Here is a 13006-nt window from a genome sequence, read left to right as displayed (position 1 = left end):
ACGCCGTAATATAATAAATTGAAACACGGTCTAATAAGGGTAGACGACTAATGACATTCAGAATGAAGGCTCTGGCGAGTGGGATTGTTGCAATGTCACTCGCTGCGGCGCCGGCAATTGCCAAGGTGTCGCCGGAAGAGGCAGAGCGGTTGGGCAAGGAACTGACGCCCATGGGCGCTGAGCGCGCAGGGAATGGTGACGAGATTCCGGCATGGGACGGCGGCCTGACGAAAGTGCCGGAAAGTTACGAGGAAGACGGCCATTACGTGAATCCGTTCCCAGAGGACGAACCGCTTTTTGTTATCGACCAGAGCAACGTGGACGAATATGAAGACCGGTTGTCCCCCGGCCAGATCAAGATGATCAAGAAATACGACGACTACAAGATGCCGGTCTACAAGACCCGTCGTACCGCGACCTATCCCCAGGAGGTTTTCGACACAGTCAAGAAAAATGCCGTGAATACGACGCTGGTGGAAAGCGGTAATGGTCTCAATGACTTTGAGGCTACCACACCATTCCCGATTCCGAGCAGCGGCCTCGAGATTATCTGGAATCACATTACGCGCTATCGTGGCGGTTCCGTTGCTCGGGAGATCCACCAGGTAACACCTCAGGAAGATGGCGACTACACACCGGTTCGTTTCGATGAGGAACTGGCGTGGCGGGCGTCGCTTCAGGATTATGAGCCGGGCCAGGACTCCAACGTCCTGTTCTATTTCCTGCAGAAGATAGTGGCTCCCTCACGCCTGGCCGGTAACGTACTGCTGGTGCACGAGACGATCAACCAGGTGAAGGAACCCCGTCGTGCCTGGGTGTATAACGCCGGCCAGCGTCGTGTTCGCCGCGCGCCCCAGGTTGCCTATGATGGGCCGGGCACGGCGTCAGACGGACTGCGGACCTCTGACAACTTCGATATGTTCAATGGCGCGCCGGATCGCTACAACTGGGAACTCGTCGGAAAGAAGGAGATGTACATACCGTACAATTCCTATCAGTTTGATGATCCCGAGTTGGGCTATGATGAGATTGTCCATGCGGGTCACGTCAACCAGGACCATGCCCGCTATGAGCTTCACCGGGTCTGGCATGTGCGGGCAACCCTGCAGGAAGGGGCGCGTCACATCTACGCCCAGCGCGATTTCTACATTGATGAGGATACCTGGACGGCATCGGTCATTGATCATTATGACGGACGTGGCGAACTCTGGCGTGTCTCCGAGGGGCACAACATGTTCCTCTATGACGTCAAGGTTCCCTGGTTTGCCTTTGAGGTCATCTATGACACGCTGTCAAACCGGTACCTCGCACTTGGCCTGACCAATGAAATAGAGGATCCCTACGAGTTCGGCATTGAGCGTCGTTCCAGAGACTTTACACCGTCGGCTCTGCGCCGGTCCGGTCGGCGCTGATCAGTTGTCGCTCCACAAAGAACCCCGCTTCGGCGGGGTTTTTTGTGTTATGAATAGCGGGCGTAAAGTGACTCGATCCGCTCGTCCTTTTCTTCCCAAAGGGCGGTCACCCATTTCTGGAAGTTGATTCGGAACTCGCGGTCCTCGTTGTAATTGCAGCCCAGGAATTCAGGTGGAATCGTTTTCTGGTCGATGTGAACGACCACTCGCCTTATGCGCCCACTGAGATAATCCCAGATCCCGCCAACCCCATCGGGGTAGACGATGGTGATGTCGAGCATGGTCTGCAGTTTGGTCCCCATGGCACCCAGAACAAAGCCAGTGCCTCCCGCACGGGGCTTGAGCAGATGACGATAGGGCGAGGACTGCTGGGCATGCTTTTCGGGTGTGAAGCGTGTGCCTTCCATGAAGTTGAAGACAGCGACGGGAGTGTACTCGAATTTCTCACAGGCACGCTTGGTGGTTTCGAGATCCTTGCCCCGGAGTTCGGGCTTCTTCATGAGTTTTTCACGGGAATAGCGCTTCATGAAGGGGAAGTCCAGGGCCCACCATGCGATCCCCAGAAGCGGTACCCACAGCAGTTCCTTCTTGAGGAAGAATTTCATCAGGGGGATGCGCTGATTGAGGACGTTCTGCACCACCATGATGTCTGCCCAGGACTGGTGATTGCAGGTGACGAAATACCAGCGTTCGCGACTGAGTTCTGCGTTGTTCTCGACGTGCCATTCAATCCGGTTGAACAACCGCATCAAGGTGCTGTTGTTTTCAATCCAGATCCGGGCAATCCCGTTCAGCCCTCGAGTGGCAAGGGTGCGCACCGGTCTCAGGGGGATCAGCAGCTTGATGAGTGCCAACAGCAGCAGCAAGGGATATAAGATCAGTGTGCTGATCAGGATAAGGAGGATGACCAGAGCACCCTTTAGGGGTGCGGGCAGAAAATCCAGCATAGCAGGGGCCGTATGTTGTCGATGAATGATCGTGAACTACAACGGCCTGCTATTATACATCTGTAGGGGTAAGTGCCAATTCCCGGCGTACAGTTGTTTTCCTAATTGGCGTAGCGCTGCCGGTAATCGCTGACCGTCTTTTCCAGCTCTGCAAGGGGGGCGTCGGCATCCATGAGTTGTTTGAGTCTGGCGTCATAGGCCTCCAGCTCATTGAAACTGATCATGGCCCTGATCTCACGGACGTACTCATTGCCACGTTCGGAGTAGCGTTCCAGACCGCCGGCCAGGTAGGTGCCATCCGTGAACTCGTTCCGCTGGCGCTTCCGGGCGCGAAGCTCCCGAAGGGGCGTATAGGCGTTATGACGATTCAGGTTGGTCAGATAGCTTCGTATTGAGGCGTAGGGGTGCTTGTAGGCCGCTACCTCGTGGCTTCTGCCTTGTGTGCGTTGGCCGGGCACAATGCCGCAGCCTGGGGTGAAGCACCATTGGCCGAAAAGGTTATTCCCCCGCGTTGCAAACCGGCTGGTTCCCCAGGCTGATTCGTTGGCCGCCTGGGCCATCACCAGAGAAGGCGGGACAATGTCCAGGCGATTCAGAAGCTTTTCAAAAAAGGCGTCGTCGTCCATGCGAACCCGCAGACGCAGGGCGTGGCTCTTGAGCCACTCTTTCTGCTTCTCTGACAGCGCATCCATGCGCCGCAGGGCCTTCACGCCTTCCCGTTGCCTCAGAATCTCAAGATTCGCCAAAGCGATGCGCGGGAAGAGAAATCCGAAAAAGGCTTCCTTGCGCTCAGTGCCCGCCGAGTACCGGGTGAAATCGGGGAGGGGAGCCGAGCGCCAGCCGGGAAGTTCCGGTTTTTCAACCATCTTCGGAACATCCACTGTCTTTTCAAGATCCAGGCTGGCGACGAGGGCGCCTGCGGCCAGGGCTGCGATGAGGATCGCGGCAATTAAAGCAAAGACAGCGGTGGTGCGAGACTCCATTGATTCCTCCGGGACGTTATGACATCACGAGCGCTGGGGTAATCCGGGTCTCAACTGCTCGGGCACCCCGCCGGCTCATCTTCCCGAAAGCCTAACATGATTCCCAGGCTTTGCTCGGTTTTCTTGAGCATAACTAGGGTGTTGCCCTCGTCGGCAATAAAACCCTTGATGACGGTGTTGGGATCAGTGTCCGAATCCGCGATTGTGAAACGACCTGCCTGTGGCTCAATGGAATCGAGCTCCAGATCAGGATTCTCAAATGCTTCGGGGGACGTGTAGCTACCAGTATTGGAGGGTGTGTGGGATACTCTCAGACCCCGCTCCACAAGTAAGGTATTACTACCCCCGGCCACAAGGCACGAGCCGTTCAATTGCTCAAGCTGCTCCTCGTCGTTATTGAGCGTAATGTCGTAACCGACCAGCCGATAAGCATCTCCGAATGTGATGCTGTCCTCGCCGTCATGGTGATGGGCAATACGGATGAAATCGCCGGTGTCCGTGCCACTGCCTGATCGAGCGGAGAAGGCCATCCAGCGGTGGTCCGGGGAGATGGATCCGTTGGGCTTGCCCAGGCCAGCTTCCTGAATCTCGACAGTATCGTGGTTGTAGAACACATGGCCCTTGAAGGCCGGGTCTCCATCAGAGCTGAATTGGATATCAATGGCGTTGATGTCAAAGCCTGCTTCATCATATGGGGCTGTGCCGGTATTTGTGCCCACCGGCGCATTGTTTGTCAGCTCCCAAACGACGCCATCGCTTACCGATGTGTCCTCATTAGCGGTGATCCGCTCATCATCCCCAAAGATACTATTCCATGCACCAAGCGTCGCACGGACCATTGCGGGTGAGCCGCCACCGTCTGCTGGAATCAGTTCAAAACCAATCAGATTGTAGTCGGGGTGAGGGTTGAGGCTGGTGCCATCGCTGTCGCCCCACTGGGGAAGGTTGATCTCAAGTGCCGAGGTGGCCTGCTCCTCCAGGGTTTTATCCCGATCAAACTGCTCGTCCCCGGTTGCCGTAAGCGAGAGCGTCTTGCCGGCATGGAAGTAGCTGGACAGCAGCGCTTCCGGGTCGTTCGTCTCGCCGAGAAGATACCCCGCCAGGTAATGGGGGTCTGGTGCCCAGCCCGTTGTCCGGTCACCCTGTCGCGTAATGGACTGGAATACCGGGCGGCTGGCAATCAGCGATTGCCCGTCGCGGATAAAGGCGGGGCCGGGGCTCGTCGAGTGGCTGTTCGTTATACCATCAAGATCGGAAAAACCGGCGCTGTTACGTATGTAGGGGACGTCCGAAGCCAGTGAGGTAATGTTGAGGTCCAGCAGTTCCACGGCAAAACTGGTCAGCGTAAGGCTTGGATAGGCGAAGCCCACGCCATTGTTACTGACGCTCTCGCCCCGGCTGATGGTTCTGGTGGCCCAGAAGGGAGTGTTTTCGGTGCGGTCCAGGTTCAGGCTGGTTCCGAAATACACGGTGTTGAAACTGGTCGTGCTGGTGGCAACACCTTCGAGGCTGCCGATGCGGTCCTGGTCCAGCGTCAGTGCCTGTGTTGCCTGGGCCACGAAGTCGGCAAAGTCGGCACGCTCATCCAGAAAACTCCTGGCCTGACCGGCGGAGCTGTTGCTGGGAATGTCGATCTCGAAGTTCTGTACCTGGTCCACCAGTGGTGACCAGACCAGGGCCTGCGGGCACAGGTTCTCCGAGCAGGTCTTCAGGTTGTTGATATCGGTTTGACTGAGCTCATCGTCAATAACGCGATGTACCAGGTAATCGGTGAAGGGGTTAAGGCGTACATGGCGGCTACCGGCGGCCAGTGGCGCCTGGTAGGTATTGCTGCCGACCGTTGCGGTAACAATCAGGTCGATGTCCGAGGGGACCTGGCTTCGGTCTCGGAACGTGATGATGAAGGCATTATCCTCGGTTTTGATCCGAGGGTTAAGGTCATCGACGGTCTGCAGGTTCTCGTCGACACGGGTCACGCTCAGGTCGGCATTGGTCGTGGTCAACAGATTCCGTCGGCCTCCCTCCCCATCAGCGATGCCTTCCGGAACCTGGACGCTGACACGCACCTGGTTCCGGTCCAGGTTGCTCTCATTGGTGACGCTCCCGGTGGTGGACTCCGAGAATCCCGAGCCGGTGCCGTCGCCCTGGGGAAAAGAGTTCACATTGCTCGCGGACTCACTGGCGCTCTCCAGGCAGCCCGTCAGAAGGGCTGAAGCAGTGATCACAGCCATAAGCGCCGTGTGCGGAAGAAGCTTCGTCAGCAGATACATACCATGCCTCGTTCAGGGCGGTCCGGGAAAAGGGAAGGGGTATCAGGTACGGCAAAGGGGGCTACTGCAGGGAGGCCCGAACCCCAACTCTATCCATGAGTATAGAGGAAATTCGAGCCCTTTAGCGTGAAACAATTCGTGCTGCTTTGCTTCTCTTCTAGAAGAGGATGCGCATGCCGCCAATCAATCCTTCCTCGAGGCGGAAATCGTCGCGTGAGTTCTCCAGGTCGGCTCCCACGTAGCGATAGCCCACCAGTAGCTCCGCGTTACGGATCAGGCGGTAGCTTACAGAGGTTTCAACATGCCTCATGCCGTCGGCATCGCCGAAGGAGAGTATGGACGGGGACATGTAAAGTTCCGCGTTGAATGAGAGCCCGGGCGCTTCCGGAATGTTGGCCCTGACGTAGCCCCCTGGCGCGGTTGCGCCACCCTCAATGGGGCTGTCGCGGAAATAGATGTTTCTCAGGCCCAGACCCACGGTCATAGGCAGGTTGTTGATGGCTGTGCGGCCCTGGGCGTGAAAATCCACATTGGCAATGTGGCGGCTGCCCGTGTGGTAGGTATAACCGGCCCCGACAGCCAGCTGGTCACTGGGTTGGCTGAAGCGGAAATAACCACGAGCTGAATCGTTCGTGAGGCTGAGCGTGAAGTCATCGGCACTGGCTGCCAATGGTGCCACCATCAGAAACAGCAGAAGCGTGTGGTGAAGTGCTCGACGGGGAGGGTGAATAGCTGGCGTTCGGCGCATAATGTGTCCGCGACCCTCTTGTTGTGTGGGGATTTCATCGCCATCGGCGACGTCCGTATAATACCGGCCTGTACCAGCCCAGGCAATTAAAGGTGTGTCATTGTGAACAGCAGTACGCGAACGGACGCAGAGGCCTTTGAGTGCCGGGCTGGATGCGGTGCCTGCTGCATCGCGCCTTCCATATCATCGCCCATACCGGGCATGCCTGACGGGAAGCCGGCTGGTGTTCCCTGTGTCCAGCTGGATGATGACTACCAGTGCAAGTTGTTTGGGCTGCCCGAGCGCCCCAGGGTCTGTGGCGGTTTCCAGGCTGAGCCTGCCATCTGTGGTGATACCCGTGAGGAGGCCATTCGTATCCTGTCCGGGCTCGAGGCCGCGGGGGCGCATCAGGCTTGAGGCGTGCGCGGCGTAATCGCGCAGACCTCGCAGACGGTGCCCACCACGCGCCAGTGAATATCCAGATCGAAGAGTGACAGGGCATAGGTGCGCGTGTCGTCATTATCGGCATGGTAGGCAGGCCTCGGGTCCTGTCCAAGCACCTCCTCAATCAGTGCGGCCAGATCCGGATAGGCCGGTGCCAGCGATTCAAGGTGCTGTTGAGCGCTCTCCGAGCAGATAACCGTCAGGCTGTGTCCTGGGGGTGCGCCGGCCCATGCGCCCGTTGCATCGGCACGGCTGTCACACCACGGCACATAGGGTTTGATGTCGAGGATTGGGGTCCCGTCAACAAGGTCGATCTCGGAGATGCCCAGGCAGAGGTTCCCCTCATTCCGGAACAGCCCATCCTGCCGGACCAGTGAGAGGCCAAGCCGGTTGGGCCGGAAGGGCGAGCGGCTGGCAAAGACGCCAACCCGGGTGTTGCCCCCGAGTCGTGGTGGCCGGACCAGGGGGCGTGCCTCCCTGCTGGCGGGAACCTCGTGAAAGATAAAGGTCACCCAGATATGCGAAAACGTCTCCAGGCCCCGGAAGCAGTCCGGGTCATTCCAGGGTGGATTGAGCACGATCGACCCTCTTGCACTGGGGCAGAGGCCGGGCTGGCGTGGTACCCCGAATTTATCCGGAAAGCAGGAATGGACGGTTCCAATCGGTGTCAGTTCATGGGTTGAGGTCATGCGGCAGATCCATGGCAGAAGAGGGGGTCAGTTCAGGGAACCGCTGCTTGAGAAAAACATTTCGATCCGGAATGTCAGTGAGGCTTCCGGCTTGAAGTCTTCCGCGCGTCGAAAACGCATTGACGGGATGATTTCTCCGTAGAGCCAGGTGTCGTGCAGCCGTTTGCGGTACAGGAAATCCGAGAAATATTCCGTCTTGCGCCAGGTGTTAAAGGTCTCCCCCAGGGCCCCAATCCGGTATCGGACGAAGCGACGGCTGCCATAGTAGCGCTGGAACCGGAAGATCTGGGCGAGCTCAAACCCCCGGTTGCGGTGGACCCAGCGCGCCTCCGAGGCGGCACGGAAGTCCCAGTGCTCGCCGAGGTCATGATGGAAACCCAGCCAGCTCCGGGAGATCCACCCCTCATGGTTATACCAGAAAATACGCTGGTCAACCCGCAGGCGCCAGTCAGCCAGTTGCCAGTCCGACCAGGTTCGCGCCCGCATGAAAATCTGGGGCGGGAAGCGCAGGCGCGCACCAATGTCGGCACTGGCATCCCATTTTTCCGAGATGGGGTTAAGCCAGCGCAGCGCCCCTGAGGTGAAGCCCGCTTCATCCTGTTCGGCCGGAGTCAGTGTTCCGCGCTGCTCCTGTTCGGACAGTGGAGCCAGGTCATCGGAATCACTTTCGACAATCAGGCGGAACTTTTCTTCCACCGTAGGCAGGTCCAGCCGGAACCGGATCTCGGGCTCAAAGCCCATCCGGCCGTCCTCGGTGTACTGGTTATAGGCACCGATTCTGAGGTAGGTATCATTGCTCTGATCGATATAGGTTTCGCCGGACAGGGTCCGGTCAAGGCCCAGCCCCAGCGCTTCAATCTGACGCGAATGGTACCGTCGGCGCTGGATGACCCAGCTATTGAACCTGTCGAGGGTGCTGTCTTTGGGGTCCAGGTAGCGTGGTTCGTCGTCCCAGACAAAAAAGTCGGGCGGCAGGGCGTTGAGATGAAATGTCTCGGCTTCCTCAAGTCTGAGGGCTTCCGAGGATTCTCCCGCCATTAACGGCGAGGCGATCGTTACCGCAAAAACGCTTGTAAAGAACAGGCCGGTCCGGGGATGGGATTGCAACTGACTGCCTCCCGTTATCACGGCATGATTAACCCGAGTACCACAGCAGTATAGAGGCCCATCAGGCCGATCGACAGCGCGGAGAAGGCGCCGGTTTCGGGGCCCATTTCAAACGCCCGTGCCGTGGCAACCCCATGGCCGGTCATGCCCATGGCACAACCCCGGGCCGCCGGGTGGGTGACCCCCGTAATCCGCAATATGGGCCCGCCGAAGGCAGCCACCAGTATCCCGGTGACCATCACGAAAGCGGCCGCCAGCGGCGGATAGCCGCCAATCGTCTCGGTTACTGAAATGGCGAAGGGGGTGGTGATGGATTTGGTGGCCATGGACAGCAGCATGCCACGGTCCGCGCCAGTCAGCCACAGGATCCCAACGGCTGTTCCGGAGGCGACAATGCCGCTGACGGCAAGGGTGATGGCCAGCGGCTTCAGGTGGGTGCGGATGAGCTTCAGGTTCTGGTACAGCGGCAGGGCCAGCGCCACGGTGACGGTTCCCAGCATGAAATGGATGATGGCGGCGCCATCCATGTAGCGCTCGTAATCCAGGCCCAGAACATAGAGGGCAAGGCACACCAGAGCGATCCCGGATACCACCGGCTGCAGGAAGCTTGGCTTGCCGGTGAGCCGGTAGATCCAGTGGCCGGCTAGATAGGCCGCCAGGGTCAGTGTTATGGCGAAGTGGGGTGAGTTGATCAGCGCCGTCATCGGATTAACCATTGCATCAGGAGGCCCGTGACGACGAATGCCACCAGGGTGCCAAGGGTCAGTGCAAGGGTAATGCCCAGCGCCTGCTCCTGAAGGAGCGACCCCAGCGTAATGATGCCGGCCCCCGCCGGAATAAAGAAGAGTGGCATGTGATTCAGGAGCTTGCGTGCGGTTTCGCGCTCCGGGTCAAAGCCACCATCGGTTACCAGCAGGTACAGGAAGAACAGGATCATGCCGGTAATCGGCCCCGGTAGCGGCATACCCGGGATCTGCTCCAGCGCCAGACCGGCAAGCTGGAAGGCGAGGATGAGGGTCAGCCCGCGGAGCATGGCGAGGACTCCGCAAGCTGGTGTTGTAGGGCGCGGGCCTGGTCCTCAAGGCGTTCGCGCTTCTCCGCCCGCCCGAAAAGGCCGGTAACATGGAGGCCGAGTCGCCCCAGCATTCCCAGGCCGTCGCGCTTTTCGCGGGGGGTGATGTGGACGTGGGCATGAGGCACCATCTGGTTGGCGCGCGGTCCGTCATTGAGCAGGATGTGAGAGCCCTCCAGGCCCCATCCCAGGGCACGCTGCGCACCGAGAATACGATGTGCGACTGTGAACAGGTGTTGTACCGTCGGCTCCGGGAGCTCTGTAATCTGCATCGCGTGTTCCCGGGGAATGATCAGTACATGCCCCCGGCTCAGGGGATGGATATCCATAAAGGCAAGGCAGGTGTCATCCCTGTGCACTATGGAAGCCGGCAGGCTTCCCTCCAGGATTGCGCAGAAGATGCAGTCACTCATCGGTGCCTACTGTAGACGGAAATCGTCATCGTCCGGCGTCCCGGTTTCGTCATCCTCCTCGTCAATCCAGGCGGGCTCACCGGGAATGCGATAGCTCTCGTTCGCCCAGGCCCCGAAATCAAGGTCCCGGCAGCGACGGGAGCAGAAGGGCCGCTCCGGCCAGTTTTCGTTCCAGTTGATTACCCGGCTGCAGCCTGGACAGCTTACCTCCGGGCCAGTGTTCTGGTTCATGGTGCTGCGTCTCCGCTGAATTCGGCGGCCATCTCAAGATAATGCCGGTGGAGCTCGTCCACCTGTTGGCGAACCCTCGCCACGGGCTGATCATTGTCAATCACATCGCCCGCCGCAGCAAGACGCTTGTCCCTTGGCATCTGCGAGGCAATGATCCGTTCGATCTGCTCCCGGTCATTGTCATCCCGGGCCATGGTGCGATCGATCTGTGTGTCTTGGTGGACATCGACCACCAGCACATGCTGGCAGAGGCGGTACTGCTCGGTCTCCAGGAGCAGGGGAGAGACCAGGAGCTGATAGGGAGAATCCGCTTCCTCCAGGTAATGCTTCAGGCGTTCATTGATGCTGGGGTGGAGGAGTGCTTCCAGCCACTGCCGTTCCGTATCATCCTCGAAGACGCGTTTGCGCAGGGCAGCCCGGTCCAGGGTGCCGTCCTCGTTCAGGATGGCCTTCCCGAAGTGTTCCGCAATAGATTCGAGCGCCGGTTCTCCCGGCATCACCACTTCCCGTGCGACGTCATCCGCATCAATGGCGAATACGCCCAGCTCCCGGAACAGATCCGCCACGGTACTCTTGCCACTGCCAATGCCGCCCGTGAGGCCAATCACAAACATATCAGGCTCCCAGCCATCGCAGCCACAGGCCCTGTATCTCCGGTCCCCACCAGAGGCAGAGTAGGCCGGCTGCGGCCAGGTAGGGGCCGAACGGAATGGGGATGTTGCGGTCGTGCTGCTGGAACACCATCATCGCAATTCCGACAATGGCACCGACAAGACTCGACAGAAGGACAATGGCGGGGAGCATGGTCCAGCCAAGCCAGGCGCCAAGGGCGGCCAAAAGCTTGAAATCGCCATAGCCCATGCCTTCCTTGCCGGTGAGGACCCGGAAAAGCTGGTAGATGCTCCATAGACTGAGATAGCCGGCCACCGCCCCCCAGAATGCTGCCTCAAGACTGACATAACCACCCGTCGCGTTGACGATGAGCCCCAGCCAGAGCAGGGGCAGGGTGATGCTGTCGGGCAGCAGCTGGGTGTCCAGGTCGATAACGGTAAGCGCAATCAGTGGCCAGACCAGCAGGAGCGCAATCAGGCTGTCGACTGAGACGCCCAGTACAAGAACGGTAATGATCGACAGTGCCGCGGTGATGGCCTCGATGATGGGGTAACGTGCGGAGATTCCCGTGCCGCACTGGCGGCAGCGGCCGCGCAGCAGCAGGTAACTGATGACCGGGATGTTATCCAGGGCCCCAATGGTGGCGCCGCAGGACGGGCAGTGGGAGCGTGGCATTGCCAGGCCCAGGTCGGGCTCGGTGCTGGCTTCACCCTCGGTATTGCCCTGGAGTGCCTCGCACTCGCGGCGCCATGCCTGCTCCATCATTCTCGGGAGGCGGAGTATGACCACGTTGAGGAAGCTGCCCACGCAGAGTGAAAACATCACCAACGCCGGCCAGAAGATCCATGGCGTTTCAGCGATTGCCTGAAGTGTGGAATTAGCCAACGGCAGAACCCATCTGGAAGATTGGCAGATACATGGCGATGATCAGACCACCAACCAGAACACCCAGTACAGCCATGATCATAGGCTCCATGAGGGCCGTCAGGTTATCTACTAGATCATCAACCTCTGCTTCATACTGATCCGCTACTTTTGACAGCATCTCATCCAGGTTGCCGGACTCCTCACCGATCGAAGTCAGCTGGACAGCCAGGACAGGGAACACGCCGGTTTGTCTCATGGCAGTTTGAAGTTGTGTGCCAGAGGAAACTTCGGTTTTTATAAAGACGATGGCGTCACGGTAGACGGCGTTACCCGTTGCCCGGGAAACCGAGTCAAGTGCGTCGACCAGCGGCACGCCTGAAGCAAAGGTAGTGGAGAGTACGCGTGCAAACTTGGCAACGGCTGAGCGATCCAGAATGAGTCCTACGACGGGTAGCTTTAGAATGTACTTATCAACAATATCGGAAAATTTCTGGGATTTTCTTTTTGCTGCTTTGAAACCAGTGAAAAACAGGATGATCCCGATAAGTGCAACAATCCACCATTTCTGGAGCCATTCGGAAATCCCAATGACAAACTGGGTAAAGGCCGGGAGGTCAGCGCCGAAGCCCTGGAAAAGGGCTTCAAACTGCGGGACAACCTTCACCAGAAGAATTGAAGTAACGATGATGGCCACGATGATCACTGAGATTGGATAGGTCATGGCTTTTTTGACCTTTCGTTTCAGGTTCTCTGTCTTCTCCAGATAGGTTGCTACCCGGTCCAGCATGCCTTCCAATGCACCTGCGCTTTCTCCGGACTCAACCAGGTTGCAGTAAAGATCATCGAAATGCTTTGGATGCTGCTTGAGCGCAGCAGCAAAACTGTTTCCAGCCGATACGTCATCCCTCAGGGCAATGACCAGCTCCTGAAGCCCTTTGTTCTCAAGACCGTCAGCGACAATGTCAAAGGACTGAACCAGCGGGACGCCCGCCTTCATCATGGTGGCCATCTGGCGCGTAAATGTCGCGATGTCAAAAGGCGTAATTTTTTTGTTGCCACCGAACAGCGGCTTGCTTTTCTTCTTGATCTTTTTGGGGGTGATGCCCTGTTTGCGAAGCTGGGCTTTAAGCAGTGCCTGGGAAGCACTGCTTGTCTCGCCGCTGGTCTTGTTCCCCTTGCGGTCTTTGCCCTCCCAGGTAAAGGTATCCAATTTCTGTTCTTTTGCTGCCATG

Annotated in this window: 15 protein-coding genes; 2 read left to right on the top strand and 13 right to left on the bottom strand. The window is 58.3% G+C overall.

From position 1 onward, the window contains the following. Nucleotides 1-50 precede the first annotated feature (50 nt). A complete protein-coding gene (locus DES49_RS05115; RefSeq protein WP_133735308.1) occupies nucleotides 51-1412 on the top strand; it encodes a DUF1329 domain-containing protein in 1362 nt (453 codons plus the stop codon). A 47-nt stretch (nucleotides 1413-1459) separates the two neighbouring features. On the opposite strand, the gene DES49_RS05110 is transcribed toward DES49_RS05115, so the two are convergent. The 4 genes from DES49_RS05110 to DES49_RS05095 all read right to left on the bottom strand — a co-directional run bounded on the left by DES49_RS05110 (nucleotide 1460) and on the right by DES49_RS05095 (nucleotide 6360). Further along, nucleotides 1460-2359, bottom strand: a complete 900-nt coding sequence (locus DES49_RS05110; RefSeq protein ID WP_133735307.1) for an acyltransferase — start codon at nucleotides 2357-2359, stop codon at nucleotides 1460-1462. Nucleotides 2360-2460: 101 nt separating this feature from the next. Then, nucleotides 2461-3342 (bottom strand): glucosaminidase domain-containing protein, encoded by an 882-nt coding sequence (locus DES49_RS05105; protein WP_133735306.1) that lies wholly within the window; start codon nucleotides 3340-3342, stop codon nucleotides 2461-2463. A 50-nt stretch (nucleotides 3343-3392) separates the two neighbouring features. Beyond that, nucleotides 3393-5612, bottom strand: a complete 2220-nt coding sequence (locus DES49_RS05100) for a hypothetical protein (RefSeq protein WP_133735305.1) — start codon at nucleotides 5610-5612, stop codon at nucleotides 3393-3395. Between the two features lie 157 nt (nucleotides 5613-5769). Beyond that, entirely contained in the window at nucleotides 5770-6360 is a 591-nt protein-coding gene (locus tag DES49_RS05095; RefSeq protein WP_208297018.1) for a YfaZ family outer membrane protein, read from the bottom strand. A 102-nt stretch (nucleotides 6361-6462) separates the two neighbouring features. Between DES49_RS05095 and DES49_RS05090 the strand changes: the two genes are divergently transcribed. Next, entirely contained in the window at nucleotides 6463-6756 is a 294-nt protein-coding gene (locus DES49_RS05090) for a YkgJ family cysteine cluster protein (protein ID WP_133735304.1), read from the top strand. On the opposite strand, the gene tsaA is transcribed toward DES49_RS05090, so the two are convergent. From tsaA to DES49_RS05045, 9 genes are read right to left on the bottom strand one after another with little or no spacing between them, the layout of a single operon-like run. After that, the gene (gene tsaA, locus DES49_RS05085; RefSeq protein WP_133735303.1) at nucleotides 6747-7472 is read right to left on the bottom strand and encodes a tRNA (N6-threonylcarbamoyladenosine(37)-N6)-methyltransferase TrmO; all 726 of its coding nucleotides are present in this window, start codon (nucleotides 7470-7472) and stop codon (nucleotides 6747-6749) included. The genes DES49_RS05090 and tsaA overlap by 10 nt on opposite strands. Before the next feature lie 27 nt (nucleotides 7473-7499). Continuing rightward, entirely contained in the window at nucleotides 7500-8579 is a 1080-nt protein-coding gene (locus tag DES49_RS05080; protein WP_133735302.1) for a hypothetical protein, read from the bottom strand. 17 nt (nucleotides 8580-8596) lie between these two features. After that, complete coding sequence (locus DES49_RS05075; protein ID WP_166645992.1) at nucleotides 8597-9283, bottom strand: LrgB family protein; 687 nt, start codon at nucleotides 9281-9283, stop codon at nucleotides 8597-8599. Beyond that, a complete protein-coding gene (locus DES49_RS05070; RefSeq protein ID WP_133735300.1) occupies nucleotides 9280-9612 on the bottom strand; it encodes a CidA/LrgA family protein in 333 nt (110 codons plus the stop codon). The genes DES49_RS05075 and DES49_RS05070 overlap by 4 nt, the downstream gene beginning before the upstream one ends. Continuing rightward, nucleotides 9597-10064, bottom strand: a complete 468-nt coding sequence (locus DES49_RS05065) for an HIT family protein (protein ID WP_133735299.1) — start codon at nucleotides 10062-10064, stop codon at nucleotides 9597-9599. Before DES49_RS05065 ends, DES49_RS05070 begins: the two co-directional genes overlap by 16 nt. Nucleotides 10065-10070: 6 nt before the next feature. Next, complete coding sequence (locus DES49_RS05060; protein WP_133735298.1) at nucleotides 10071-10295, bottom strand: DNA gyrase inhibitor YacG; 225 nt, start codon at nucleotides 10293-10295, stop codon at nucleotides 10071-10073. Further along, entirely contained in the window at nucleotides 10292-10909 is a 618-nt protein-coding gene (gene coaE / locus DES49_RS05055; RefSeq protein ID WP_133735297.1) for a dephospho-CoA kinase, read from the bottom strand. The genes DES49_RS05060 and coaE overlap by 4 nt, the downstream gene beginning before the upstream one ends. Before the next feature lies 1 nt (nucleotide 10910). Beyond that, nucleotides 10911-11729: a prepilin peptidase gene (locus tag DES49_RS05050; RefSeq protein WP_133735685.1), complete on the bottom strand. Its 819-nt coding sequence runs from the start codon at nucleotides 11727-11729 to the stop codon at nucleotides 10911-10913. Between the two features lie 55 nt (nucleotides 11730-11784). Continuing rightward, nucleotides 11785-13005: a type II secretion system F family protein gene (locus tag DES49_RS05045; protein WP_133735296.1), complete on the bottom strand. Its 1221-nt coding sequence runs from the start codon at nucleotides 13003-13005 to the stop codon at nucleotides 11785-11787. Between the last annotated feature and the right edge of the window lies 1 nt (nucleotide 13006).

The organism is Halospina denitrificans, assembly GCF_004364635.1.
GTDB lineage: Bacteria > Pseudomonadota > Gammaproteobacteria > Pseudomonadales > Oleiphilaceae > Halospina > Halospina denitrificans.
The sequence above is the reverse complement of the archived record's forward strand: the minus strand, read 5'-3'. Positions and strand labels throughout refer to the sequence as shown.

Bases quoted from the DNA above. Each gene is read 5' to 3' on its own strand.
- DES49_RS05065 (WP_133735299.1), bottom strand. From the start codon at position 10,064: ATGAGTGACTGCATCTTCTGCGCAATCCTGGAGGGAAGCCTGCCGGCT.
- DES49_RS05070 (WP_133735300.1), bottom strand. From the start codon at position 9,612: ATGCTCCGCGGGCTGACCCTCATCCTCGCCTTCCAGCTTGCCGGTCTG.
- coaE (WP_133735297.1), bottom strand. From the start codon at position 10,909: ATGTTTGTGATTGGCCTCACGGGCGGCATTGGCAGTGGCAAGAGTACC.
- DES49_RS05045 (WP_133735296.1), bottom strand. From the start codon at position 13,005: ATGGCAGCAAAAGAACAGAAATTGGATACCTTTACCTGGGAGGGCAAA.
- DES49_RS05060 (WP_133735298.1), bottom strand. From the start codon at position 10,295: ATGAACCAGAACACTGGCCCGGAGGTAAGCTGTCCAGGCTGCAGCCGG.
- DES49_RS05115 (WP_133735308.1), top strand. From the start codon at position 51: ATGACATTCAGAATGAAGGCTCTGGCGAGTGGGATTGTTGCAATGTCA.
- DES49_RS05050 (WP_133735685.1), bottom strand. From the start codon at position 11,729: ATGTTTTCACTCTGCGTGGGCAGCTTCCTCAACGTGGTCATACTCCGC.
- DES49_RS05075 (WP_166645992.1), bottom strand. From the start codon at position 9,283: ATGACGGCGCTGATCAACTCACCCCACTTCGCCATAACACTGACCCTG.
- DES49_RS05095 (WP_208297018.1), bottom strand. From the start codon at position 6,360: ATGCGCCGAACGCCAGCTATTCACCCTCCCCGTCGAGCACTTCACCAC.
- DES49_RS05105 (WP_133735306.1), bottom strand. From the start codon at position 3,342: ATGGAGTCTCGCACCACCGCTGTCTTTGCTTTAATTGCCGCGATCCTC.
- DES49_RS05110 (WP_133735307.1), bottom strand. From the start codon at position 2,359: ATGCTGGATTTTCTGCCCGCACCCCTAAAGGGTGCTCTGGTCATCCTC.
- DES49_RS05100 (WP_133735305.1), bottom strand. From the start codon at position 5,612: ATGTATCTGCTGACGAAGCTTCTTCCGCACACGGCGCTTATGGCTGTG.
- tsaA (WP_133735303.1), bottom strand. From the start codon at position 7,472: ATGACCTCAACCCATGAACTGACACCGATTGGAACCGTCCATTCCTGC.